The sequence below is a fragment of the Rhodanobacter sp. UC4443_H10 genome, from assembly GCF_052978325.1.
In genome coordinates, this window is sequence record NZ_CM129668.1 from 3,316,653 (window position 1) to 3,342,915 (window position 26,263).

General features: G+C 69.9%; 17 protein-coding genes and 1 pseudogene. 16 read left to right on the plus strand and 2 right to left on the minus strand.

Features of this window, described 5'->3' with window-relative positions; genetic code table 11:
• Positions 1-7: 7 nt before the first annotated feature.
• Positions 8-544: a pseudouridine synthase gene (locus ACVCMB_RS15000; RefSeq protein ID WP_395116325.1), complete on the plus strand. Its 537-nt coding sequence runs from the start codon at positions 8-10 to the stop codon at positions 542-544.
• A 61-nt stretch (positions 545-605) separates the two neighbouring features.
• On the opposite strand, the gene ACVCMB_RS15005 is transcribed toward ACVCMB_RS15000, so the two are convergent.
• Positions 606-1,403 (minus strand): TatD family hydrolase, encoded by a 798-nt coding sequence (locus tag ACVCMB_RS15005; RefSeq protein WP_447105547.1) that lies wholly within the window; start codon positions 1,401-1,403, stop codon positions 606-608.
• A gap of 205 nt (positions 1,404-1,608) precedes the next feature.
• Here ACVCMB_RS15005 and ACVCMB_RS15010 point away from each other — a divergent pair, with 205 nt between their 5' ends.
• From ACVCMB_RS15010 to gspD, 13 genes and pseudogenes are all read left to right on the plus strand, one after another.
• The gene (locus tag ACVCMB_RS15010; RefSeq protein ID WP_447105548.1) at positions 1,609-3,201 is read left to right on the plus strand and encodes a M4 family metallopeptidase; all 1,593 of its coding nucleotides are present in this window, start codon (positions 1,609-1,611) and stop codon (positions 3,199-3,201) included.
• Between the two features lie 134 nt (positions 3,202-3,335).
• Positions 3,336-5,786 (plus strand): ESPR-type extended signal peptide-containing protein, encoded by a 2,451-nt coding sequence (locus ACVCMB_RS15015; RefSeq protein WP_447105549.1) that lies wholly within the window; start codon positions 3,336-3,338, stop codon positions 5,784-5,786.
• 149 nt (positions 5,787-5,935) lie between these two features.
• Positions 5,936-7,666, plus strand: a complete 1,731-nt coding sequence (gene gspE, locus ACVCMB_RS15020; protein ID WP_447105550.1) for a type II secretion system ATPase GspE — start codon at positions 5,936-5,938, stop codon at positions 7,664-7,666.
• Between the two features lie 141 nt (positions 7,667-7,807).
• Complete coding sequence (gene gspF / locus ACVCMB_RS15025) at positions 7,808-9,025, plus strand: type II secretion system inner membrane protein GspF (RefSeq protein WP_447105551.1); 1,218 nt, start codon at positions 7,808-7,810, stop codon at positions 9,023-9,025.
• A 277-nt stretch (positions 9,026-9,302) separates the two neighbouring features.
• Positions 9,303-9,692, plus strand: a pseudogene (gene gspG, locus ACVCMB_RS15030) (type II secretion system major pseudopilin GspG); the annotation flags it as partial.
• Between the two features lie 8 nt (positions 9,693-9,700).
• Positions 9,701-10,183 carry a GspH/FimT family pseudopilin gene (locus tag ACVCMB_RS15035; RefSeq protein ID WP_447110573.1) on the plus strand — a complete coding sequence of 161 codons (483 nt, stop codon included), beginning with the start codon at positions 9,701-9,703 and terminating at the stop codon, positions 10,181-10,183.
• Between the two features lie 116 nt (positions 10,184-10,299).
• Complete coding sequence (locus ACVCMB_RS15040) at positions 10,300-10,713, plus strand: prepilin-type N-terminal cleavage/methylation domain-containing protein (RefSeq protein WP_447110598.1); 414 nt, start codon at positions 10,300-10,302, stop codon at positions 10,711-10,713.
• Positions 10,710-11,372 carry a prepilin-type N-terminal cleavage/methylation domain-containing protein gene (locus ACVCMB_RS15045; protein WP_447105553.1) on the plus strand — a complete coding sequence of 221 codons (663 nt, stop codon included), beginning with the start codon at positions 10,710-10,712 and terminating at the stop codon, positions 11,370-11,372. Before ACVCMB_RS15040 ends, ACVCMB_RS15045 begins: the two co-directional genes overlap by 4 nt.
• Positions 11,369-12,241 (plus strand): type II secretion system minor pseudopilin, encoded by an 873-nt coding sequence (locus ACVCMB_RS15050; RefSeq protein WP_395116338.1) that lies wholly within the window; start codon positions 11,369-11,371, stop codon positions 12,239-12,241. The genes ACVCMB_RS15045 and ACVCMB_RS15050 overlap by 4 nt, the downstream gene beginning before the upstream one ends.
• Positions 12,238-13,392: a type II secretion system protein GspL gene (locus ACVCMB_RS15055; RefSeq protein WP_395116340.1), complete on the plus strand. Its 1,155-nt coding sequence runs from the start codon at positions 12,238-12,240 to the stop codon at positions 13,390-13,392. Before ACVCMB_RS15050 ends, ACVCMB_RS15055 begins: the two co-directional genes overlap by 4 nt.
• The gene (gspM, locus tag ACVCMB_RS15060) at positions 13,389-14,027 is read left to right on the plus strand and encodes a type II secretion system protein GspM (RefSeq protein ID WP_447097243.1); all 639 of its coding nucleotides are present in this window, start codon (positions 13,389-13,391) and stop codon (positions 14,025-14,027) included. The genes ACVCMB_RS15055 and gspM overlap by 4 nt, the downstream gene beginning before the upstream one ends.
• Positions 14,024-14,746, plus strand: coding sequence for a hypothetical protein (locus tag ACVCMB_RS15065; RefSeq protein WP_395116344.1), 723 nt, complete (start codon positions 14,024-14,026; stop codon positions 14,744-14,746). Before gspM ends, ACVCMB_RS15065 begins: the two co-directional genes overlap by 4 nt.
• A 4-nt stretch (positions 14,747-14,750) precedes the next feature.
• Complete coding sequence (gene gspD / locus ACVCMB_RS15070; protein WP_447097242.1) at positions 14,751-17,327, plus strand: type II secretion system secretin GspD; 2,577 nt, start codon at positions 14,751-14,753, stop codon at positions 17,325-17,327.
• A gap of 71 nt (positions 17,328-17,398) precedes the next feature.
• On the opposite strand, the gene ACVCMB_RS15075 is transcribed toward gspD, so the two are convergent.
• Positions 17,399-20,395: a diguanylate cyclase gene (locus tag ACVCMB_RS15075; RefSeq protein ID WP_447105554.1), complete on the minus strand. Its 2,997-nt coding sequence runs from the start codon at positions 20,393-20,395 to the stop codon at positions 17,399-17,401.
• A gap of 346 nt (positions 20,396-20,741) precedes the next feature.
• Between ACVCMB_RS15075 and hrpB the strand changes: the two genes are divergently transcribed.
• Both hrpB and ACVCMB_RS15085 read left to right on the plus strand, forming a co-directional pair.
• Positions 20,742-23,366: an ATP-dependent helicase HrpB gene (gene hrpB / locus ACVCMB_RS15080; protein WP_447107181.1), complete on the plus strand. Its 2,625-nt coding sequence runs from the start codon at positions 20,742-20,744 to the stop codon at positions 23,364-23,366.
• 240 nt (positions 23,367-23,606) lie between these two features.
• Complete coding sequence (locus ACVCMB_RS15085) at positions 23,607-26,219, plus strand: bifunctional diguanylate cyclase/phosphodiesterase (protein ID WP_447105555.1); 2,613 nt, start codon at positions 23,607-23,609, stop codon at positions 26,217-26,219.
• Positions 26,220-26,263: the final 44 nt, after the last annotated feature.

Sequence of the window (26,263 nt, forward strand, 5' to 3'; positions counted from 1 at the left end):
ACCCGTCATGCTGCTGGCGCTCAACAAGCCGTACGGCGTGCTCTGCCAGTTCACCGACCGCGAAGGCCGCGCCACGCTGGCCGATTACGTCGCGCAAACGGACGTCTATGCGGCTGGACGGCTGGATCGCGACAGTGAAGGTCTGCTGCTGCTCACCGACGACGGCGCACTCGCGCACCGGCTCACCGACCCGCGCCACAAGCAGGCCAAGACCTATCTGGCCCAGGTCGAAGGTTGCATCGACGAAGCCGCGCTGGCCGCGCTGCGCCGTGGCGTGAGATTGAATGACGGCCCGACCCTGCCGGCCGAGGCCGCCTTCGCCGCCGAACCGGACTGGCTGTGGCCGCGCGACCCGCCGGTGCGCTTCCGCCAGGCGATCCCCACCAGCTGGCTCAGCCTCACCCTGCGCGAAGGCCGCAACCGTCAGGTGCGTCGCATGACCGCCGCGGTCGGCTTTCCGACCTTGCGGCTGATCCGCGTGCGCGTCGGCGACCACGCGCTGGATGGCCTGGCCCCCGGCGAGTCGCGCGTGCTGACGGTGTAGGGCGGGCGCTGCCCGCCGCTCTTCACTCTTCGGGACGCGGAATCCGGCGGACAGTGCCGCCCTACGCCAGCGGCGGCAATCCGAAGAACGCCTCGGCGGTCGCCGTGCTGTTCGCGGCGGTGACTTCCGGACTCTCGCCGCGGTCGCGGGCGATCTCCTCGCAGATGTGCCTCAGGTACATCGGCTCGTTGCGCCGATGCGCCGGCGACGGACGCACCGTGCGTGGCAGCAGGTAGGGCGCGTCGGTCTCGATCATCAGGCGGTGCGCGGGGATCTCGCGCACCAGCTCGCGCAGGTGGGTGCCGCGGCGTTCGTCGCAGATCCAGCCGGTGATCCCGATGTGGCAATCCAGTGCGAGGTAGTCGCGCAGCGCCTCGCCGGTGTCGGTGAAGCAGTGCACCACCGCGCCGGGCACCTTGTCGCGCCAGCGCCGCAGCAGCGCGACGAAATCGTCGTGCGCATCGCGCTGGTGCAGGAACAGCGGCTTGTGCACATCCGCCGCGATCCGCAGTTGGCGCTCGAACACGGCCAGCTGGACCTCGCGCGGCGAGTAGTTGCGGTTGTAGTCCAGTCCGGTTTCGCCGATCGCGCGCACCGCCGGGTCGCGCGCCAGCTCGCGCAGCAGCGCCTCGGTGGCGTCGTCGAAGTCGATCGCGTGGTGCGGATGCACGCCGGCGGTGGCGAACAGGCGGCCGGCGTGGTCGTGTGCCAGGGCCAGCGCGTGGCGGCTGCCGTCGGCAGAGGCGCCGGTCACGATCATCCGGCTCACGCCGTGCTTCTGCGCACGCGCCAGCATGGCGTCGAAGTCGTGCCGGAACGATTCGTGGCCGAGATTGGCGCCGATGTCGATGAGCTGCATGAAAGGCCTGCGGGAAGCGTGAAATGGGCGACGAAAGAACACGAGTTTGGACAGGTTCTCGGAATTTTTCCAATTGACGGGCCGCGCACTGCTCACCTACGGTCGCCGATTCGCCGCTCCGGGGAGGGCGGCGGAATCCAGCTGACCGTGCTGCGGCGCCTGCGCGCCGCCACGGCAGATCGTCTGAATGTTTTGGGGGATGGAAATGCTCAACAAGAAACTCGTCGCTGCCCTGGTCCTGGCCCTGGGTGGCGCCACCGCCGCGTCGTGCATGGCCGCAGCGCCGCTGCACATTCGCGCCGGTGCGATGGGCCGGATCGCGCCTGCAACGCTGGCGAACCGACTGGGCCTGGGGACGGACGCCTCGTTCCAGGCGGATCGCCAGCTGCGCACCGCGCACGGCACGCTGAAATCGCGCGAGCGGCAGACCTGGCGCGGCGTGCCGGTTTACGGCCGCAGCGTGGTGGTGGAACGCGACACGCGCGGCGCGGTGCTGTCGGTGGCGGGCTCGGCCGAGCGCGACATCGGCGCGCAACTCGCTTCGGCGCAGCCGCGGCTGACGGCCGCCGCCGCTACCGCCGCGCTGCGCCGGCACATGGGCGATACCGGCCTGGCGGCACGCAATGTCGAGAGCGAGCTGTTCGTCTACCCGCAGGCCGGTCGCGCGCCGCGGCTGACCTATCGCGTGTCCTACGTGCTGGACAACCACGGCCAGCCGTCGCGACCGACCGCGATCGTCGACGCCGACACCGGCGCCGTGCTCAAGCAGTGGGACGGGCTCGCCCACGGCCGGCGTCCGCCGGGCGGCGGCAGCACGCCGGTCGCGGTCATCGTCACCGGCCCGGGCGGCAACGCGCTGACCGGCTCGTACAACTACGACAACTCCGGCCCGGGTCGCGAGCGCCTCGATGCGGTGCGCATCGGCAGCGTGTGCTACCTGCAGGACGCCGACGTGGCCACCTACAACCTGGCCGGCGGCCAGCGCGTCACGCAGTGGTCGTTCGGCTGTGCCGGCAGCAATCCGGCGCTGTGGGTGAGCCAGGGCGACGCGATCAACGGCGCATATTCGCCGATCAACGATGCGCATCATTTCGGCGGCGTGGTGCACGACATGTACTCGACCTGGTTCGGCGAGCCACCGCTGAAGAACACCGACGGCTCGGCGATGCAGCTGTCGATGTGGGTGCACTACGGCACCAACTACGAGAACGCGTTCTGGGACGGCCGCGAGATGGTGTTCGGCGACGGCGACCAGTACTTCTTCCCCTTCGTGGTGCTGGACGTGACCGGGCACGAGATCAGCCACGGCTTCACCGAGCAGCATTCGGGGCTGGAATACACCGGCCAGTCCGGCGGCATGAACGAGGCGTTCTCCGACATGGCCGGCGAGGCGGTGAAGTACTTCGACCGCGGCAGCAACGACTTCATGGTCGGCGCGGACATGGTCAAGCCGGCCACGGTGCCGCTGCTGGGCATGGCGGCGCTGCGCGACATGTGCACGCCGAGCAACGATGGTGCGTCCATCGACAGCGCGCGCGATTACAACGACTCGCTCGACGTTCATTACAGCAGCGGCGTGTACAACCGCGCGTTCTGCCTGCTGGCCAAGACCAGCGGCTGGAACACGCGCAAGGCGTTCGAGGTGTTCCACGACGCCAATGCGCTGTACTGGAGTCCGCAGGAAACCTTCGACGGCGGCGCCTGCGGAGTGGAACAGGCCGCCACCGACCGTGGCTATGCCGAGGCCGACGTGGCCGCTGCCTTCAACGCAGTGGACGTGGCCTGCGCCGCACCCTGAACCGGCCCGTTCGGGCCGAATCCGCCACCGGGCGTGACCGGCACAAGCCGCACGCCCGGGTGGCGGCACATCACACGCCAGGCACCGCCACGCGCATCGTCGCGCGGGCGGCGCCGCACAGGAATCTCAAAATCATGAACACGATCTACAGCAAGATCTGGAATGCCGCGCTGGGCGCGGTGGTGGTGGTATCGGAGCTGGCCTCGCGGCGCGGCCGTCGCGGCGGTTCGCGCCTGCGCCTGGTCGCCGCCGGCGTGCTGGCACTGGCGCTGGCGCCGCTGACGATCCACGCGCAGACCGCAGCCGCGAGCTGCACCTACACCGTCGACGGCGTCACCACCACGGTGCCGGTCACGCCCACCGGCGACGGCGCCTTCGTCTGCGGCGTGGATGCGGTCGCCAGCGGCGACAACGCCAGCGCATTCGGCTCCCACGCCAGCGCCACCGATGGTTCAACCACGGCGGTGGGCGGCGACTATGTCGATACCGACGGCACGGTCTACAGCACCGAGGCGAGTGCCTATGGCGCGACCGCGTTGGGCGCCGGCGCCGGCGCGGACGGCGTCGACAGCACCGCGGTCGGCTCGCTGGCGTACGCCACCGGGCAGGGCGCGTTCGCCGGCGGCGCCAACTCCGGCGCGGATGGCTACAACAGCGTGGCGCTCGGCGCCAACGCGCAGGCATCGGACCGCGGCGGCATCGCGATTGGCGGCGGCGATCCGGACCCGGCCAACGGGTTCCTCGCCACCGAAGCCCAGGGTGAGGGTTCCATCGCCGTCGGTTCGCTGGCGGCTGCCGAAGGGCGCGGCGCGATCGCGCTGGGCTACCAGACCGTCGGCGTCGGCGACAACGCCACCGCCACCGGCAACGGTGCCTGGGCGCAGGGCGCCGGCGCGACCTCGGTCGGCGGCGCGGCCTACACCGGCGCCGACGCGGCCACCGCGGTAGGCAACAACGCCACCGCGCTGGCGCAAGGCGCGTTGGCACTGGGCGCAGACAGCCATGCCGAAGGCGTGTTCTCCATCGGCATGGGTACGCAGGACAGCAACGGCTACGGCGGCGCCATTGGCGAACAATCGCTGGCGCTGGGCTACGACAGCGGCGCGCTGAATGCCGGCACGGTCGCGCTGGGCGGCTACAGCGTTGCGCCGGGCTTCCTGGGCACGGCGCTGGGCTACAACTCGATGGCCATCGGTGACTACTCCCTGGCCAGCGGCACGGGTGCAGCGGCCAGTGGCGCCAGCAGCGTGGCGGTGGGCGAGAACTCGGCGGCCAGCGGCGACGAGAGCGTGGCCGTGGGTGGCAGCGCCGTCGGCGGGCAGTTCTTCACCGAGGCATCGGGCGTCGGCGCGACCGCGCTGGGCGCCGGCAGTTACGCCACCGGCGACTATGCCGCGGCGTTCGGCTGGCTGGCCGGCGCCGACGCGGTCAACGGCACCGCGCTGGGTTCGGGCGCGTGGGTGCAGTCCACCGCCGACAACGCGGTGGCGCTGGGCGCGCAGTCGCTGGCCGATCGCGCCGACACGGTGTCGGTGGGCAGCGCCGGCTTCGAGCGCCAGATCACCAACGTGGCCGCCGGTACCCAGGGCACCGATGCGGTGAATCTGGACCAGCTCAATGCGCTGCAGGCGCAACTCGACCTGACCGGCACCGCGCTGGGCGACAATACCGCCGCGATCACCACCAACACCGCGGCGATCGGCGCGTTGGACGGCCGCGTCACCACCATCGAGGGGCAGATCGGCGATCTGCGGCAGAGCACGATGGAGCTGGGCGCGGTGGCGATCGATACGGTCGGCGACGGCAGCGACGACGCCAACGTGCTGGCCGGCTCCAGGGGCCTGGCGATCGGTTCGGCAGCCTCCGCCGGTGGCGATCATGCCACCGCGATCGGCGGTGACAGCCTGGCCGCCGGCGCGAACGACACCGCGATCGGCGGCAATGCCAGGGTGAACGCCGACGGCAGCACCGCCGTGGGCGCCAACAGCACGGTCGCGGCGAGCGCCACCAACGCGGTGGCGCTGGGCGAAGGCGCCTCGGTGACCGCTTCCGGCGCCGTCGCGCTGGGCCAGGGTTCGCTGGCCGATCGCGCCAACACGGTGTCGGTGGGCACGGCCGCGAACAACCGCCAGGTCACCAACGTGGCGGCCGGCAGCCAGGCCACCGACGCGGCCAACGTGGGCCAGGTCGAGCAGGCGCTGGTGACGGCCAAGAGCTACACCGACGCCAACGCGCAGCAGACCCTGCGCAGCGCCAACGCCTATGCCGACGCCAAGTTCGCCAACGTCGCCTCTACCGCTGACGTGAACGGCTTGCGCGACCAGATGAACGACCGCTTCCACGGCGTCGACAAGCGCATGGACCAGGTCGGCGCGATGGGCACGGCGATGGCGCAGATGGCGTTCAGCACGCAGGGCATCAACACGCCCAACCGGCTGGGCGTGGGTGTGGGCGGCTACCGCGGTGAAGCGGCGTTGTCGGTCGGTTATTCGCGGCAGCTGTCGCCGCGCGCCAACCTGACCTTCGGCGCGGCGGTGAGCGGCAACGAGGCATCCGGCGGCGTGGGTGTCGGCTTCGGCTGGTGACACGGTGGGGACGGCGGGCGGTCTGATGCCCGCCGTCCCCGTTTCGCGGTGGGTAATGCCCCGCAGGCTCCGTTGTGATACCAATGGCGTTTTCCGCGCGGTGTCGGGGGGCGCCGCGTATCGGGCATGCATTGAACGTGAGGTGACGGATGTCGGCAGCCATCGAGCCGGCGGGTGGCGGGGCAGGCGTGGGCGATGACCGCGAGGCCGCTGTCTGCGCCTGGCTGGTCGCGCGCGGCCGGCTGAAGGATTCCGACCTGGGCCGCGCACGGCGCCTGCACGAGGAATCCACCGAAGGTACGCTCACCACGCTGATGGCGCGGTTGGGGCTGGTTTCCGAACGCGACCTGGCCGAGGCCTGGGCCGAACTGTTGCAGGTGCCGCTGCTGGCCGCGCGCGACGCGCCGGAATTGCCGCCGGCCGAGCTGGAACTCTCGTTGCGCTTTCTCAAGCAGCAGCATGTGGTGCCCGTGCAGGAAGGCAGCGACGGGCTGGCCCTGCTGGTGGCCGATCCGGCCGATCCGTATCCGCTGCACGCGGTCGAGCTGGCCGCCGGACGCCCTGTCGCATTGCGCGTGGGGCTGCGTTCGGAGATCGATGGCCTGATCGAGCGCTATTACGGCTCCGGCCGTTCGGCGATGGGCACCATCGTGGAGAACCTCGACGGCAGCGCCGCCGAGGAGGACGACGTCGAGCACCTGCGCGACCTCGCCTCCGAGGCGCCGGTGATCCGGCTGGTGAACCTGATCCTGCAGCGCGCGGTCGAGCAGCGTGCCTCGGACGTGCACATCGAGCCGTTCGAGAACCGCCTGAAGGTGCGCTACCGCATCGACGGCGTCCTGCATGAAGTCGAAGCGCCGCCGTCGTCGTCGACCGCCGCGGTGATCTCGCGCGTGAAGATCATGGCGCGGCTGAACATCGCCGAGCGCCGCCTGCCGCAGGACGGTCGCATCCAGCTGCGCGTGCAGGGCAAGGAGCTGGACCTGCGCGTGTCCACCGTGCCGACCAGCTTCGGCGAATCGGTGGTGATGCGCATCCTGGACCGCGAATCGGTGGTGTTCGATTTCGAGTCGCTGGGTTTCACCGACAGCTTCAAGCAGCGCTTCGTCGAGGTGCTGAACAAGCCGCACGGCATCCTGCTGGTCACCGGTCCCACGGGCTCCGGCAAGACCACCACGCTGTACACCGCGCTGAGCCAGATCAACACCAACGACGTGAAGATCATCACCGTCGAGGACCCGGTCGAATACCAGCTCGAAGGCATCAACCAGATCCAGGTGAAGCCGCAGATCGGGCTGGATTTCTCCGGCGCCCTGCGCTCGATCATGCGCCAGGACCCGGACGTGATCATGATCGGCGAAATGCGCGACCTGGAAACCTGCCGCATCGCGATCCAGTCCGCGCTTACCGGCCACCTGGTGCTGTCCACGCTGCACACCAACTCGGCCGCCGGCGGCGTCACCCGACTGCTCGACATGGGCGTGGAGGATTACCTGCTCGGCTCCACCATCAACGGCATCCTGGCGCAGCGCCTGGTGCGCCGGCTCGATCCGGAAACCGCGATTGCCTACGAGGCCTTGCCCGAGGTGATCGCGCAGTTCGAACTGGAGAAATACACCGACGAACGCCCGATCCGCCTGTGGAAACCCGGCACCAGCGCGGCCAACCCCAGCGGCTACCGCGGCCGCCGCGCGATCATGGAGTTCCTCACCATGAGCGACCCGCTGCGTCGCCTGGTGATGCAGCGCGCCAGCGAGGGCGAGATCGAGAAACAGGCCCGCGCCGAAGGCATGCGCACCATGTACGAAGACGGCATCGCCAAGGCCGTCGCCGGCATCACCACGCTGGAGGAGGTGATGCGTGTCACGCAGGAAAGCTGAGAATGGGGAATCCCGCAAGGGGACTTCCTGGCGGTCGTCGGGAATAGGGAATAGGAAGAACAAGGGCCGGAGCCTCGTGGCGACCGGTTTTTCCCATTCCCCATTCCCTATTCCCGATTCCCGGCTCACGGGGCAAGCCCCGTGAGCCAGTTCCGCTACAAGGCCGTCAACGACGCCGGCGAAACGCTGCAGGGCCAGATGGAAGCGGGCAGCGTCGACGAGGTGATCGCACGGCTGCAGGACCAGGGGCACACGCCGCTGGAGGCACGCTCGGCGGAGGGCGCGGCGACCGGCAGTGGCCTGGCGGGCATGTTCAAGCGCGGGCCGTTCACCGGCGACCAGCTGGCGCTGTTCACCCATCAGCTGGCGACCCTGCTCGGCGCGGGCCAGCCGCTGGACCGCGCGCTGACCATCCTGCTCGACCTGCCCGAGGGCGAATCGGCGAAAAAGCTGATCGAGCGGGTACGCGACCGCGTGCGCGGCGGCACCACGCTGTCCGCGGCGCTGGACGAGGAGCACGGCGTGTTCCCGCGCCTGTACATCAGCCTGGTGCGCGCCGGCGAGGCGGGCGGTTCGCTGGAGGAAACCCTGCGCCGGCTGGCCGACTACCTGGAGCGCGCGCAGGCCTTGCGCGGCAGCATCACCAACGCGCTGATCTATCCGGCGTTCCTGATGGTCGGCGTGCTCGGTTCGCTGGTGCTGCTGCTGGCCTACGTGGTGCCGCAGTTCGTGCCGATCTTCCAGGACATGCAGGTGCCGATCCCGTGGATCACCGCGGCGGTGCTGGCGCTGGGCAACCTGCTGGCGGACTGGTGGTGGCTGATCGCGGTGCTGCTGATCGGTGGCGGGCTGGTGTGGCGCGCGCGGCTGCGCGATCCGGCGGCGCGGCTGGCCTGGCACACGCGCCTGCTGGGGCTGCGCGTGATCGGCCCGCTGCTGCTGAAGATCGAGACCGCGCGCATCGCCCGCACGCTGGGCACCTTGCTGCGCAACGGCGTGCCGCTGCTCGGCGCGCTGACCATTGCGCGCCAGGTCACCGGCAACGTTGCGCTGGACGCGGCGCTCGGTGCGGCGCACGAACAGGTCAAGGGCGGTGCCGGCCTGAGCCTTGCGCTGGGCCAGTCGAAACTGTTCCCGCGCCTCGCGCTGCAGATGGTGCAGGTGGGCGAGGAAGCCGGCCAGCTCGACGGCATGCTGCTGAAAGTGGCCGACACCTTCGAACTGGAATCGCGCCGCTCGATCGACCGCCTGCTCGCCGCGCTGGTACCCGCGCTGACCATCGTGATGACCGTGCTGGTGGGCATCATCATGGCCGCCATCCTGCTGCCGCTGCTGAGCATGACCAGCAGCATCCAATGATGGCCGGGCATCGGGAATCGGGAATCGGAAGAGCGGCTTCCGGCGGGTGTCGCCACGAGCAACATGACGATGAATTCATGATGGAGAAAGCGTGATGAAGATGACGGGATTCGGGATGACCAGACGTTCGTCTGTTGAAAACCGGGATTCGAGGTGGGTAATAACCAGGGCAAGAGCGGACGGCCGGCGCGCGCGCGCTTTTCCGGTTCCCGATGCCCGACGACCGTCCGGAAGTCCCCTTGCGGGGTTCCCGCACCCCGGGCGCGCGCAGCGCGCCGGCGGCTTCACCCTCCTCGAAATGCTCGCCGTGATCGCGCTGATCGGCATCGTGGCGGTGGCGGTGATCACCAAGGTCATCCCCAGTTTCGACAAGGGCAAGTACAAGACCGGCAAGATCCAGTTGAGCACGCTGTCGCAGGACATCGACAACTACATGCTCGACAACGGCACGCCGCCGCAGCAGCTGGTCGACCTGGTGAAAAAGCCCGGCAACGCGCCCAACTGGCAGGGCCCGTACGCCAAGGAGTCGCAGCTGAAGGACCCCTACGGCCACGACTACGGCTACCAGTACCCCGGCCAGCACGGCAAATACGACCTCGTCTTCTACGGCGAGGATGGCAAGCCCGGCGGCGACGGGCTCAATGCAGACGCCGGGAATTGGCAGTGAGAACGGAAATGGGGAAGTCCCCTTGCGGGATTCTCCACTCCCGGCGCGCGCAGCGCGCCACCGGCTTCACCCTCCTCGAAATGCTCGTGGTCATCGTGCTGATCGGGTTGGCGGCGGTGGCGGTGTCGGTGTCGGTGACGCGGGGGCTGGCCGGGGCGCGGGTGCGCGCGGCCAGCAGCGAACTGGCCGGGGCGTTGCGCGCGACGCGGGCGCAGGCGATCGTGCATGCCGACGAGCAGGTCTTCGACGTCGATACCCGCGCCAACAGCTACCAGGGTGCCGGCCATCGCGACGTCGCCCTGCCCAAGGGCCTCAAGGTCAGCATCACCAGCGCAAAGGAAGACCGCCCCGACGACCACACCGGCCGCATCCGCTTCTTTCCCGACGGCAGCTCCACCGGCGGCCGCATCACCTTGAAAGCCGGCCAGCGCGAATGGCACGTCAACGTGTCGTGGCTGACTGGCGAGGTGCGGGTGGTGGATCAGCCATGAGAGCCGGGAACAGGCCATGGGGAACAGGGAACCCGCAAAGCAGGTTGCCGCGGGGTCGCGGCCGTGGCTCGTCCCATTCCCTGTTCCCGACGACTGCCAGGAAGTCCCCTTGCGGGATTCCCCATTTCCGGCGCGCGCAGCGCGCCTTTACCCTGCTGGAGGTGATCGCCGCGATCGCCCTGCTGGCGATCGCGTTCACCGTGTTGATGCGGGTGGCGGGCGGCTCGATTCGCCTGAGCGAGAATGCCGCCGACCACAGCGAGGCGGCGTTGTGGGCGCGCAGCCTGCTCGACACGGCGTTCACCAACGAGCCGGTGCGGCCGGGCAGCACGTCCGGGCGGTTCGACCAGCGCTTTCGCTGGCAGTTGAACGTGGCGCCGTGGCGTCCGGGCTCGACGCCGGCGCAGGCACCGCTGCAGCTCTATCAGCTCGATCTGGAAGTCAGCTGGGGTCCGGCGGTCCATCCGCAGGTGGCCCATTTCCGCACCCTGCGGCTGGCCGCGGCGGAGCCGGCGCAGGCGCAGCCATGAAGAAGCGCGCCGCCGGCTTCACCCTGCTGGAAATTCTCGCCGCGCTGGTGCTGCTGGCGCTGCTGCTGCTGGGCGTGTACTCGGGCATCGCCAGCGCCAGTCGCAGCGTGCGCTCGGGCACCGCCGCGATCGAGCGGATGGACCAGCTGCGCGCGGCACAACAGTTCCTGCGTCGCGAACTGGCGCAAAGCCTGGCTGCGCCGATCAGCCGCACCGATCGTGGCGAGCCGGTCTATTTCCAGGGCGACGCGCACGAGATGCGTTATGTCGCGCCGCTGCCGGGCTACCTCGGCAAGCTCGGGCCGCAATTGCAGCAGTTGCAACTGGTCGACGACGGCGCCGGCGGCCTGCGCCTGGAGCTGCGCCTGGCCCTGCTGCCGCCCGATGGCGGCCCGCCGCAGGCGCTGGGTGAGCCGCAGGTGCTGTTCGACCACATTCGCGCAGGCGGCTTCCACTACCTGGGTACCGATGCCGACGGCAGCGCCTTGCCGTGGGCAGGCGAGTGGACGGCCGACCGCTCGCTGCCGCAAGTGGTGCGCATCGAGCTGCAGCCGCAGGGCCGCGCCAGCTGGCCGCGGCTGGACATCCCGCTGCGCATCGAACCGCTCGACACCGGCGGGCCGTTGCGCATCCACGTACTGCGACGTACCCCGCCATGAGCGGCCGTCTCGCGAATGCGTCCAGCCAGCGCGGGGTCGCCCTGCTGCTGGTGCTGTGGGCGTGCACCTTGCTGGCGATCCTGCTCGGCGGTTACGCCGCGCTGGCACGCACCGAGGGCTTGCAGGCGCGCTACCAGTTCGCCGGCACGCAGGCGCACTACGCCGCGGAGGCCGGTCTGATGCGCGCGATCTACGGCTTGCAGGACCCGCGCATCAAGCAGCGCTGGATCGGCGACGGGCGGCCTTACCCGTTCACCTACGACCACGCCAGCGTGGTGGTGCGTGCGATCGACGAGGACGGCAAGGTCGATCTCAACAGCGCCACGCCGGAGGTGCTGCAGGGCCTGCTGCATGCCGCCGGCTTGCGGCCGCGCGAGGCCGGCGAACTGGTCCGCCACATCGTCGACTGGCGCAGCCCGCCCAGCCTCGCCGGTGAAGTGGACAGCCAGCGCGCCGCCTATGCCGCCGCCGGTCGCGACTACGGCCCGCGCCACGGCCCGTTCGTCACCGTGGAGGAGCTGCAACTGGTGCTGGGCATGACGCCGGCGCTGTACCGCCAGCTGGCGCCGGTGCTGACGATCTGGTCCGGCAGCCCCAGCCCCAACCCGAACACCGCGCCGCCGCTGGCGCTGGAGGCGATTCCCGGGATGACTCCGCAGCAACTGGCCGCGATCCGCGCCACCCGGGCGAAAAACGCCAGCGATCCGAGTCTGGCTCTCAACAACGGAACCACGCATAGTATCGAGTCCGTCGCCACCCTGGCCGACGGGACGAGCGCGGTGTTGCGCGCGACGATCCGCATGCAGCCGGGGCAGGCTGGCGAGAAGCCTTACGCCGTGTTGCGCTGGCAGGAGGGAAAGTCCGAATGAGTACGGCGATGCCGTCGCTGCAGCCGGGTTGGGAGCGCGTTCGCCGCCAGTGGCGCGCCTCGCCGCTGCCGGGCTTTCTTGCCTGGTGGGGCGGCGAACTGCGCGCGCTGCTGCCGCCGCGCTGGCGCAGCTGGTTCGGCAGCGGCGCGGACTGGTACCTGCTGCAGGTCGAGGGCGAGACCTGGTCGTTGCGCCGGCGTGGCCATGCCGAGGTGCTGGCGCAGTGGAACGAGGCGGTCGAGGACCTGCCCGGGCGCAGCTTCGGCGCGGCGCTGGCACAGGTCGATCGCGAGGATCTGCGCGTCGCCCTGCTGCTGCCGTCCGCCCAGGTGCTGCGCCGCAGCCTGTCGTTGCCGCTGGCCGCGCGCGACAACCTGCACCAGGTGGTCGGTTTCGAGATGGATCGGCAGACCCCGTTCGGCGTGGCGCAGGTGTATTACGCCGTGCGCGAACTGAACGCGACGGCCGCCGGGCGCTGCCAGGTGGAACTGGTCGCGGCGGCCCGCGCCGGCGTCGATCCGCTGCTCGCGCGCCTGCGCACGCAGGGCATCGCGGTCGATGCGGTGGACGTGGCCGCGGCCGACGGCCGCCTCGGCGTGAACCTGTTGCCGCCGGAGCAGCGCCCGCGCCGCGCGCATCCGCGGCGACGGCTCAACCTGATCCTGGCTGCGGGCGTGGTGTTGCTGTTGCTGCTGGCCGGCCTGGAATGGCGGCACAACCGCGAGGTCGCGCTGGCCACCATGCAGGACCAGGTCGCCGCGATGCGCGGCGAGGCGGCGCAGGTCGCCTCGTTGCGCCAGCAACTGCAGGACAACGCCGGCGCCGCCGGTTTCCTTGCCCAGCGCAAGAAGAACGCCGTCGGCATGCTGGAGTTGCTGCGCGATGCCACCGCGCGCCTGCCCGACGGCACCTGGCTGGAGCGCCTGAGTGTCGATGCCACCGGCCAGATCGGCATGCAGGGACAGAGTCAGCAGGCGGCCAAGCTGCTCGATGCCTTGAAGGATTCCGGCGTGATCACCGATGCCGGTTTCCAGGGCAGCATCCAGCCCGACGCCGCCACCGGCAAGGAGCGCTTCTACCTCACCGCGCGCATCAAGCAGGCCGCCGCGGCCAGGCCCGCGCCGACCGCCGACGGCGGGGACACGCCATGACGCGCCCGACCCTCGCGCCGCGCGAACGCCGCATCGTTGCGGTGGCGCTGCTGCTGCTGGCGGTCGCGCTGGCTTACCTGGTGCTGCTGCACTGGTGGTTCGTCGCGCCGCTGCGGCAGATCCACGAGGAGATGGCGCACCTGCGCGACACGCACAGCCGCTACGCCGCCGCGATCGCGGAGAAGCCGGCGCTGCAGCGCCGGCTGGACGAGATGGGCGCGGGCCAGGCCGCCAGCGACGCGTTCCTCGCCGCCAGCGATCCGAACAATGCCGCCGCCGACCTGATGCAGCAGGTGGTGGACGTGGTCGGCCGCAACACCGGGCGCGGGCGCTGCGTGGTGAGCCAGAAGATGCCGTTGCCGACGCCGCCGACGTCGGCCGGCGAGCCGTATCGCAAGGCCGCCGTCAGCATCAGCCTGAGTTGCGACATCGAACCGCTGGCGGCGGTGCTGCAGGCGCTGGAGCAGGGCCGGCCGTACCTGTTCGTCGACGACCTCAGCATCTATCGCAACCCAGTCGCCGCACAGCGCGAGCAGGGCGCGCCGCTGGAAGTGCAGTTCACGCTCTCCGGTTACGTGCGCCCCTCGGCCGGCGCGCCGATGCCCGCCGATGCCGATGCCGGAGCCGCGCCATGAACGCCGCCCAGCAACGTCGACTCACTCCCGTGCTGGCCGGCGTGGCCGTGCTGCTGGGCGTGCTGCTGCTGATGCTGCTCGGCGGGGTCGGCCGCGCCATTCGCTGGACGGCGCCGCGCACGCTGTCGCCGCTGCCGCCGGCCGGCAGCGCCGACCTGCCGCAAGCCGTGCCGCTGCAGCAGTTCAGCGTGGTGTGGAGCAAGCCGCTGTTCAATCCCGACCGCAAGCCGGTGGCGCACGCCAGCGAGGGCGGCAGCAACCTGGGCGACCTGGAGCTGACCGGCATCATCATCACCCCCAGCCTGCGCATGGCGCTGCTGCACGACAAGAACGGCAACCACGAGATCCGCCTGCGCCAGGGCGAGAGCCTGCCCGACGGCAGCGTGACCCTGGTCGAGGTGCAACAGCGTTCGGCGGTGTTCGATTCGGCCGCCGGCCGCACCGAACTGAAACTGCCGGCCGGCGCGCCGATCGACCAGGTTCGCGGCGACGCCGCACCGGATCGCGACCGACCGCCGGCGGCGGGCGCCTCGATGCTGCACCCGCAGCCCGATGCCTCGGCGCGACCGCACTTCGAATCCGGTCCCGGGCCCGCCCGCTCGTCCATGGCGCCGGCCGCCTCGAACAGCCCATCCCGGTCGACGCTGGAACAACTGCGTCGCACCATCGAAAAACGTCGTGCGGAACGCGCTGCCGCGTCCCACGAAGGAGAGCACTGAACCCATGCCTCGCCGATTCCTCATGCGCACCGCGCGCACCGCCATCCTGGCCGCCGTGGTCGCACTCGCCGGCTGCGCCAGCCTCCCGCAGCCGCGCGACGACGGTGCGCTGCAACGCGAAGCGATGGCCGGCACGCACGCCCCGGTGCCCGCGCCGCTGCCGCTCAACCGCGACCTGGCCGCGCCCACCGCCGCGCCGCCGGCGGCCACCATCAGCGCCGGCAGCGGGCAGTTCGTGCGGCCCTCCGCGCTGGTCACGCCGCGCAAGAGCGCCACCGGCAAGGATGCGGTCACCTTCAACTTCGAGAACCAGCCGGTGCAGGCGGTGGTCAAGGCGATCCTCGGCGACCTGCTCAAGCAGAACTACACCATCGTGCCGGGCGTGGAGGGCAACATCTCCTTCTCCACCGCCGAGCCGGTCGAGCAGGAGCAGGCGCTGCCGATCCTGGAAACCCTGCTGGGCTGGACCCACAACGCGCTGGTCAAGCGCGCGGGCGGTTACGTGGTGTTGCCGGAGAAGGATGCCGTCGCCGGCAACCTGGTGCCCAGCCTCGGCGCGGCCGCGCCCGGCGGCGGCCTGCAGGCGCGGCTGTTCCCGCTGCGCTACATCTCCGCCACCGAGATGCAGAAGCTGGTCAAGCCGTTCGTGCGCAAGGATGCGGTGCTGCTGGTCGATCCCTCGCGCAACCTGATCGTGCTGGCCGGCACGCCGCAGGAGCTGGCCGACGACGAGCGCATGATCCGCACCTTCGACGTGGACTGGTTGCGCGGCACCTCGGTGGGCGTGTTCAACCTGCAGTACGCCCGCGTCGCCGAGCTGATGCCCAAGCTGGATGCGTTGTTCGGTGAACACGGCAGCACGCCGCTGGCCGGCATGCTGCGCTTCATCCCGATCGAGCGCACCAATGCACTGGTGGTCATCAGCACCCAGCCCGACTACCTGCGCGAGGTGGGCGAGTGGGTCGCCAAGATCGACGCCGGCGGCGGCAACCAGCCGCAGCTGTTCGTCTACGACGTGCGCAATCTCAAGGCCTCCGACCTGGCCCGTTACCTGGCGCAGATCTACACCAACGGCGCCGGCAGCGGCGGCGACAACGGCGGCCAGGTCGGGCCGGGCCTGAGCAGCGGCACGCTGGGCAGCGCCGACAACGTCAACGCCAACCCGCTGGGCAGCACCGCCGGCAGCTTCGGCAACACCGGCACCGGCGCGGTCGGCGGCGGCGCGATGAACGGCGCCGGCAGCGGCGGCTTCAACAGCGGCGGCGAGAGTCGCGACGGCAGCGGCAACGGCCAGCCGGGCGCGATGTCCGGCGGCATGGCGACCAGCTTCGGCAACAGCGGCGGCAACGCGGAAACCAGCCAGCAATACGCCTCCAGCGACGGCAGCGTGCGGATCAGCTCGGTGGACAGCAACAACCAGTTGCTGATCCGCGCCCGCCCCTCGCAGTGGGAGGAGATCAAGCGCGCGATCGACAAGCTCGACAACGTGCCGCTGCAGGTGCAGATCGAGACGCGCATCCTGGAAGTCAGGCTCACCGGCGCGTTCCAGTTCGGCGTGCAGTGGTACCTGAAGGGTTTCGTCGGCAGCACCGTCGACAACAACGGCAACTTCATCCCCGGCTCCACCACCGCCAGCCAGTACGGCGCGCTGGGAGTGGGCGGGCCGGCGTACGGCGGCCAGCCGTTCTTCTACTCCTTCCTCAACTCCAACATGCAGGTCGCCGTGCGCGCGATGGAGACCAGCGGCAACACCAAGACGCTGTCGGCGCCCTCGATGGTGGTGATGAACAACCAGGTCGGCGCGATCCAGGTGGGCGACAGCATTCCGATCAACCAGACCACGGTCAACACCGGTATCGGCACGGGCACCAGCTACAACTCGGTGGACTATCTCAACACCGGCGTCATCCTCAAGGTTCGCCCGCGGATCAATCCCGGCGGCCTGGTCTACATGGACGTCAGCCAGCAGGTCAGCCAGCGCGATTCCTCGCAGCAATTGGTCAACGGCAACCCGTCGATCTCGCAGCGCGCGCTGTCCACCCAGGTCGCGGTGCAGAGCGGCCAGACCGTGCTGCTCGGCGGCCTGATCCAGCAGGACGAGGGCGTCACCAACACCGGCATCCCCGGCCTCAACCGCATCCCCGTCATCGGCCGGTTGTTCGGCAACACCAACCGCAACCGCGACCGCACCGAACTGATCGTGCTGATCACCCCGCGCATCATCCGCAACAGCGACGAGGCCAAGCAGGTCACCGACGAGTACCAGGAGAAGTTCGAGTCGCTGGCGCCGCTGCGCCAGGGCGGCGAGGCGAGCGCCGCGAGCGTGACGCCGGTGGCTGCCGCACCCGCGCCGAGCTGGCCCGAGCAGTTGCAGCAACATGCCGAGCTTGCGCTGGGCAAGGCCGACTACGCGAACGCGGAGCGCCTCGCGATGCAGTCGTGGCAGCAGGGCACGCGCCAGGGCAGCCTGTGCGAGCGCAACTGGCAGGTGATCGCCCAGGTGCGCCAGCACAACCAGGATGCCGCCGGTGCGCAGACCGCACGCCAGAGCCAGCAAGCCTGCCGCCAGCCGTCGCCCTGAGAGCGTGTGAAAAAATCCCCCGCCTGCTGCGGACATCGCCGAACGCCCCTGGCGGGGGCCGCGCCGTTGAATCAGCCTGGGGCGGCCACGTCATCGAGCGACAGGACGGACAGGTAGCCTTTGGCGACCAGCACGTCCAGATCCACCGTGATTTCCCCTGGGTCGGTGGCCAAGGCCGCATCCGTCGGGACAACCCCGACCCAGCGGTTGCGGCCATCGCGTTTGGCCCGATACAGGCACTGATCGGCCAGGTTGACCACGTCCTCCCAGCCAAAGTTGTGCTTCGATGCGGCAAACACCGGGTACGAGGCAAAGCCGACCGAACATGTGCGGTGTATCGTCAAGCCGTTGCCGAGGTCGAAGGGATGATCGGCAACCATGGTGCGGATCCGGTCGGCAACGACGGGGCCGAAGGCATTGTTGGCGAAGCGCGCGACGATGAGGAACTCCTCGCCGCCCCAGCGTACCGGGGTGTCCGTCTCGCGCGTCGCCGCGACAAGAATGTCCCGCAGCTGCGCCAGGACGCGGTCGCCGGCAGCGTGCCCGTAGCGATCGTTGACCTCCTTGAAGTGGTCAAGATCCATCATCAGGAACAGCAGATTGATGTTGGCGTCGGCGTGATCGGCATAGCCCAGGGCGAGGTTCCGGTAGTTGCGCTGAACCGTGGCGATGTCCTTGTCGACATGGTCGATGACGTAACGCCGGTTTCTGAGTCCGGTCAGTGCATCCGTAATCGTCTGATCGACCAGCGCGGAGTTGGCGCACTCCAGCGCTTCGGTACGTTCCTCCACCAGCTTTGTGAGCGCCTGGTTTCGTCGACGCAGCGTGCGCAGACGCCAGCGCATGGCCCCCTTGGCGACAAGCAATAGCAGGGCGCACCACGTCAGGTAAGCCCACCAGCTGCGATACCAGGGCGGCAACACGCGAAAGCTGAAGTTTGCCTCGCTGCCGAGACCGCCATAGGCGTCGCGCGCGCGAACGCGGAAACGATAGGAGCCCTCGGGCAGGTTGGTGTAGTCGCGGTAAGTTTCGTTGGTCCACGCCGACCAAGTGTTATCCATGCCCTCGAGCATGACCTGGTAGCGCTCGGCAGCACCCATTTCGAAGTCGGGTTGCGCGTAGTCGAAGCGCAAGCTGTTCTCGCGCCAATCCAGCTCGGCGGGGGCAACCCTGCCGGCCCCGCCCCAGAGCAGTTTCCCGCCGTGCGTGGCGACGTTCCGCAGCAGCGTCGCGGCAGGTGTCGCGTAGTCTTTTTGCCTGTGGGGATCGTGGCGATAGAGACCGTCGTTCGTGCCCACCCAGATCACGCCATCCGGTTCCGACGTCAGGGCGAACACCGTCTTTCCCGACAACGCCTGCAAGGGGCGCTCCTGCCAGTGATAGCGGCCTTGGGCGTCGGCCACGGCGACACCCAGCGCCTTGAGGTGGCGAGCAGGGTCGACCGTGTACATCCACACGCTGCCGAACGCATCCTGCTCGAACTTCCAGACTTGCCGGGTGCCGGACCCGAACAACCCGGAGAAGCGTTCGTCCGGCACCAGCGCGCGCCCGCTCGCGTCGAGTTCTTGAATGCCTGAGGCCGTACCGAATCGGATGTCGCCGTTGATAAGGCCAAGAGTGACGAAGCGAGGTTCCTCCGGATGGGTCACACTCGGCTGGAGCCTTTCCATCCGGGGTGATGTTGCTGGCCGCGCCTGTCCGGAGAGATCAAGCCTTGCCGCACCTTCATCCATGAAGCCGATCCACAAGGTGCCGGCGGCGTCCGCGAGCAGCGAATGGATTTCGCCCGCCACGACCTTGCCCTCGTCGACCAGCCTGCCCGATGCAAACCGCATCGACAGCAAACCGTCACGCTGGCCTGCCAGCAAACGGTCATCGTGCGGGGCAACGCGCGCCAGGGTGAAGGAAAACTCTCGCGAGAGTTGCCGCGCCGCACGGTTCCCATCGACCTCGAAAAGACCTTGCGCGCTGGCAACCAGCAAGGACCCATCCATGTCCAGCATGTCCCAGACCTGGCCATGGATGCCCGCAACCCGAGTGAACCGGGCCTTCGTCTCGTCGAGTCGGAACAGACCCTTGGCCGTGCCTGCGTACAAGGTGCGTCCATGGCGGTGGATCGCCATGACCGAACCGTCCAGGCCGCTCATGCGGGTGAAACGGGTCAGCGGCGAACCCACTTCGACCCGCGCCAGGCCATTGTCCAGCGCGAGCCAGAGCCCGGCGTCGCGATCCTGGGTCATGCCGTAGACGGTGTCGCCGATGAGGCCTTCTGCCATGCCGACACGGCCCACTTCGTCGCCCTGGCGGTCGAGCAGCATCACGCCACCCTGCAGCGTGGCAACGGCGAGCCGGCCGTCGGCAAGCCACTGCGCGCCGTAGATCTGATCGGCTTTGAGCGCTTCGGCGCTCCGCGGGGACCAGGGATGGTAGGCATGCCCGTCGAAGATCAACCATCCGGCCTGCCGGCTTCCGATCAGGATGGACGCGGGTTTCCCCGCCTCGTCCCAGGGAACCATGGCGTAGATCCTGTCGGTCGCGAATCGCGCGCCGCCCTCGACCCGTTCCAGCCGACCGGCCACCAGCTTCTCCAGCCCCTGGTCCATTTGCTGGATGTACAACTGATGATCCAGGTAGTAGGCGAGGTGGAACTGGGTTTGTGCCTTCCACACCCGTACCTTGCCGGATGCCAGATGGAACAGCCGGCTGCTGGTTGCAAAGTAGATTCCATCGTCGCCAGGCAGGACGTTCCACACGTCGGCGAAATCGCGATCCGCTGGCGGTATCCGGTCGAGCAGCGACACGTAGTGCATGCGACCTGCGGCATCCGGCGCGAGATATCCGAAATCGCCGACGCAGCCGACGTAGACGCGCCCCCGCGCATCGGTGGCCAGTGAACGCACCGTGCTCTGGCGGGGAACCGCGATGTGCCGCCAGTGGGTGCCATCGAACTCCATGACGCCATCGTCGCCATTCCCGACGTAGATGATTCCCCGTGCGTCCTGCACCACGGCCCAGTTCTGCGGGTAGCCGCCGTAGTCCTCGGGATTGAAGTTCTTCAGCAGCGGCATGCCGATCGGGCGTGCGGACGGAGGCGCGACATCAGGCGCCGGGGGCGCGGCCCAGGCGGCGGCTGCGAAAACCCAAAGGCCCCCAAACAGGCAACGCAGGAAGCGAAGGCGCCGCCCCTTGCTGGATGGTGGCATGGTGAACAATCGGGATACTCCTGGTTCCATGAAAACGTGTGGCGACCCATGAGCGGTTAGCCCAATCAGTACATCGGCCACCTGAAGCCACGCTTGAGGCCAGCTCGCGGGCAGTACCCCTGCTCTCGCGAATCCCGAATCCCGACGCGGGAGCATCGCTCGCGAGCGGCTCCTGGCTGTCCTGGTGGGGCGGGCCTTTATCATGCAGCGGATGACTGCGCCCGATTTCCCGATCCTCCCGTTGCTGCCCGAGATCCGCGCCGCGCTCGCGGCAAATCCGCGGCTGGTGCTGGAGGCGCCGCCCGGCGCCGGCAAGACCACTCAGGTGCCGCTGGCCCTGCTCGATGCGCCATGGCTGGCCGGCCGCAGGATCGTGATGCTGGAACCCCGCCGTCTCGCCGCGCGCGCCGCCGCGCAGTTCATGGCGACGCAGCTCGGCGAGCCGGTCGGGCAGACGGTGGGCTACCGCATTCGCTTCGAGTCGAAGGTGAGCGCTGCCACCCGCGTCGAGGTGGTCACCGAAGGCATCCTCACCCGGCTGATCCAGGCCGATCCCGAACTGGCCGGAATCGGCGCGATCATCTTCGACGAGTTCCACGAGCGCCACCTGGCCGGCGACCTCGGCGCCGTGCTCGCGCTCGACGTGCAGGCCACCTTGCGGCCGGACCTGCGCCTGCTGCTGATGTCGGCCACGCTGGATGGCGAGCGCATCGCCGGCTGGCTCGACGCGCCGCGCCTTTCCAGCCCCGGGCGCAGCTTCCCGATACGCATCGAACATCCGCCGGCGCGCGCGCAGGAAAGCGCCGAGCAGCATCTCGCCCGCACCGTGCGCCAGGCGCTCGATGAAACCGACGGCGACGTGCTGGTCTTCCTGCCCGGTCGGCGCGAGATCGCGCGAACGCAGGCGCTGCTGGAGAGAATGCTCCCCTCCCCCTTCGGGGGAGGGGTTGGGGGAGAGGGCGCGGTCGGAGCCGAGTGCCCCGCTCCGCCCGTACCCTCTCCCGCCCCTAAAGGGGCACCCTCTCCCGGAGGGAGAGGGGAACAAATCGACATCGTGCCCCTGCACGGCGAGCTGTCCCTCACCGAGCAGCAATACGCCCTGGCCCCGGCCGAACCCGGCACGCGCCGCATCGTGCTGGCCACCAACGTGGCCGAATCGAGCATCACCTTGCCCGGCATCCGCGCAGTGGTCGACAGCGGCCTGGCGCGGGAGCCGCGCTTCGATCCGCACTCCGGCTTCACCCGGCTGGAGACGGTCACCATCTCGCAGGCCTCGGCCGATCAGCGCGCCGGCCGCGCCGGTCGCGTCGCGGCGGGCGTGGCGTATCGGCTGTGGCCGCAGAGCCGCCGGCTGGAGCGCAGCCGTGGCGCGGAGATCGCACAGGCGGAGCTGTCCGGCCTGGCGCTGGAGCTGGCGGCCTGGGGTGTCACGGCGGCGGATGGCGGCGACCTGGCCTGGCTCGATCCGCCGCCGCCCGGCGCGCTGGCGCAGGCGCGCGAACTGCTGCAGGCACTCGACGCGCTCGACCGCGACGCACGCATCACCGCGCTGGGTCGGCGCATGCTGGAGCTGGGCGCCAGCCCGCGGCTGGCCGCCGCCGCGCTGCGCGCGCCGCACGAACAACGCGCCGTGGTCGCCGACCTGCTGGCCCTGCTGGAGGCGCGCTCGCCGTTGCGCGGGGCGCAGGCGCGCAACGACGATCTGCGCGTGCGCGTGGCCGCCTTGCACGCCTGGCGCGACCGCCGCGGCGGCGCGCCGCGCGGCGAGGTCGACGCCGGCGCGCTGGCCGCGATCGAGCAGGCCAGCAAGGGCTGGCGCAGACGTCTGGACGTCCGAACCGCGGCCACCGGCGTACCCGACAGCCACGCCGTGGGCGACCTGCTGGCGCACGCCTTCCCCGACCGCGTCGCCCATCGCGATGGCGACGATCCGCGCCGCTACGTGCTGGCCAACGGCCGCGGCGCCCGCCTGCACGAACACACGGCGCTGCTCGGCGAACCCTGGCTGGTGGTGACCGACCTGCGGCTGGAGTCGCGCGACAGCCTGGTGTTCAGCGCCGCGCCGCTGGACCCGCGCACGCTGGAGCGCGACTTCCCCGCGCATTTCACCCGCGAACGCACGCTGCGCTGGAACGGGCAGCGCGGCGCGGCCGAAGCGTTCGAGGAAAGCCGCTTCGGCGCCATCGTGCTGAGCCGCCACAGCGTGCCGGTGCGCCCGGCCGATGCCTTGCCGGCCATGCTGGCGGCGATCCGCGCGCGCGGCCTGGACGCGCTGCCGTGGAGCGACCACGCCCGCCGCCTGCGCGCGCGCATGCAGGCCTTGCGCGCATGGCTGCCCGAGCGTGGGGTGCCCGACGTGTCCGACGCAAACCTGCTGGTCACGCTGGAGCAGTGGCTGGCGCCGTACCTGCATGGCAAGCACCGACTCGACGCCCTGGGCGCGGAGGAGTTGTCGCAGGCGCTGGCGTCGCTGTTCGACCATTCGCAGCGCCAGCTGCTGGACGCCCAGGCACCGGAACAAGTCGTGGTGCCCAGCGGCCAGTCACGCCGCCTGGAATATGCCGGCGCCGACTCGCCGGTGCTGGCCGTGAAACTGCAGGAACTGTTCGGCCTGGCCGACACCCCGCGCGTCGGCGGCGGCCGCATCCCCGTCACCCTGCACCTGCTCTCCCCCGCCGGCCGCCCGATCCAGGTCACCCAGGACCTGCGCGGCTTCTGGGAACGCACCTACCCCGAGGTGAAAAAGGAACTCAAGGGCCGCTACCCGCGCCACCCCTGGCCCGACGACCCGTGGACGGCGCAGGCCACGCATCGGGCCAAGCCGCGGGGAAGGTGAGGCCGGCCAGCAACAGCTCAATCATCCGCCCCCGCGGCCGATAGCCGGGAAGGGGGAGATTCCGCCGGTCGACATGGGCGGGGACCCTGCGGCCGTGCGCTTTTCATCTGGCGCGCGCATTCTGCTCCTGTAGCATCGAACACACTGGACCCCATGGCAGCGGAATTGCCACAGCTTATGGATCTCCACGAGCTCCATCCAACGCGAACGGATCGCCGGACCGGAGGTGCGTTCGAGCCCGTGGCTGTGGCAGCTTCGGGCTGGCGCCGCAGCGCCCTGTGGTGGAGCTTGCTCGCCTTGCTGGCGGGCCTGGCGCTGGCCTTCGCGGCCCACCTGCAACAGCAGCGGCGGCATCTCACCGAGCAGTCGCTGGTGCGTGGCGAGATGGCGGGCAAGACCTATGCGGCCCTGCTGAACCGCCTGCACGAGTCCGAATCGCTGCTGCGCGCGGTGCAGACGCTGTTCCTCTCCTCGGACGAAGTCACCGAGACCGAGTTCACCAACTTCTACGACAACATGCGCCCGCACGTGCAGTTCCCCGGCCTGCTGGCGCTGGCCTACGCGCAGCGCGAGAGCGGCCCGCAGGGCGAGCATTTCATCACTAGCTGGGTGCAGCCGCGCAAGGGCAACGAGGCCGTGGTCGGCCTCGACGTTGCGGCGCAACCGAGCAACCTGGCCGGCCTGCTGGCGTCGCGCGACAGCGGGGAGGTGGCGTTGTCCGCGCCGTTCCGCCCGGTACAGCAGACCGGCGCCGGCGCACCGGACGGGTTCACCATGCGCCTGCCGGTGTTCAGCCCGGGCGATCCGCCGCGCACCATGGCGCAGCGCCGCGAGCGCATGCGCGGCTCGATCGCGGTGTCGTTCCGCATCAGCAAGCTGCTTGGCAACGTGCTGCAGCCGGACGTGGGGCGGCAGCTGCGGCTGACCTTGCACGACGTCACCGACCCGGCGCGCGCAGTGCCGATGTTCGATTCCGCGCCCGCGGCGGCGACCGGCGACGACTTCCGCTTCGAGCGCCGGCTCGCCTATGGCGGGCGCGTGCTGGACGTGGTGATGCGCTCGCGCCCGATGCGCCCGACGGCGTTCGACTGGAGCCAGTCGGCGCTGCCGGTGGGCGTGCTGGCCAGCGTGCTGCTGGCCATGCTGGTGTACTCCATGGTCAACACGCGGCAGCGCGCGCTGGAACTGGGCTGGCAGATGAGCCGGCGCTACCGCGAGAGCGAGGAGCGTTTTCGCGCGCTCAACGAGTTGTTGCCGGCGCTGGTGATGCTGGCCGACGCCGACGGCGGGCGCATCACCTACGCCAATCAGGCGTCGCGCAATCGCCTCGGCGACCGCATCATCGATCAGCGCCTGCCCGAACTGTTCGACGACGACGACCTGCACCGGCAACTGCAGGCGCGCGACACCAGCGGCTGCGGCCGGATGGAGGCGCAGTTGCGGGACGCCGGCGGCGAGCGCTTCTGGGCCAGCGTGGCGGTTTCGCGGGTGGAGCTGGGCGGCCACGCCAAGCTGCTGCTGGTGGCCAGTGACATCAGCGAGGAGCGCCAGCTCAACCAGTTGCTGAGCTACCAGGCCAGCCACGACGTGCTGACCGACCTGTACAACCGCCGCGAGTTCGAGCACCAGCTGCAGGCGCTGCTGGCGGCCGGGTCGTTCGCCTCGCCGGTCGCCGCCCTGCTGTACGTGGACCTGGATCAGTTCAAGCTGGTCAACGACACCTCCGGCCACCCCGCCGGCGACCAGCTGCTTACCCAGCTGGCGATCGTGATGCGCCGGCAGCTGGGCACGGGCGACGTGCTGGCGCGGCTCGGCGGCGACGAGTTCGGCGTGCTGCTGACCGGCGTGGCCGACCGCGAGGAGGCCGAGCGCAGCGCCGAGCGCATCCGTCGCTGCATCGACGGTTACGTGTTCATCTGGGAGCAGACCAGCTACATGGTCAGCGCCAGCATCGGCGGCGTGCTCATCGACCACTCGGGCGTGTCGGCGCGCGACCTGCTGGCCCAGGCCGACACGGCCTGCTACATGGCCAAGGAGATGGGCCGCAACCGCGCGCATTTCTACTCCGGGCGCGACGACCAGACCGTGCGCCGGCGCAGCGAGATGGACTGGGCCAACCGCCTGCGCTGGGCGATCGACGAGCGCCGCCTGCAGCTGGCCTACCAGGAGGTGTGGCCGCTGCCGCCGGGCAGTGGCCGGCCGGGCATCGAGATGCTGCTGCGCTTCCGCGAGGAATCAGGCGAACTGATACTGCCCGGCGTGTTCGTGCCGGCGGCGGAGCGCTACGGCCTGATGCCGCTGGTCGACCGCTGGGTGATCGAGACCACGCTGGCGAATTTCGACCGGCTGCATCCGGCCGGCGGCGCGATGGAGATGGTGGCGATCAATCTTTCCGGCGCCAGCATCGAGGATTCCGCGCTGGTCGAGCGCATCATCGAATGGCTGCGCCGCTACCGCGTGGAGCCCTCGCGGGTGTGCTTCGAGATCACCGAGACGGTGGCCGCGCGCAGCCTCTCGGCGGTGGCGCGCTGCATGGCGCAGCTGCGCGCCGCCGGCTGCCGCATCGCGCTGGACGACTTCGGCGCCGGCATGTCCTCGTTCACGTATTTGAAGAACCTGCCGCTGGACATCATCAAGATCGACGGCAGTTTCGTGCGCGACATGCTGACCGATCCGGTCAGCCACCTGATGGTCAAGGCGGTCACCGACATCGGCCACCGGCTGGGGCTGGAGGTGGTCGCCGAATGGGTCACCGACACGCCCACCGTGGAGGCGCTGACCGCGCTGGGCGTGAACCGGGTGCAGGGCTTTGGCCTGCATCGGCCGGAGCTGGCGTTGTTCCAGCGCGAGTGACGGCGTCGGGCACGGCTGATGCAGGTCATGAGGACTGCATGCAC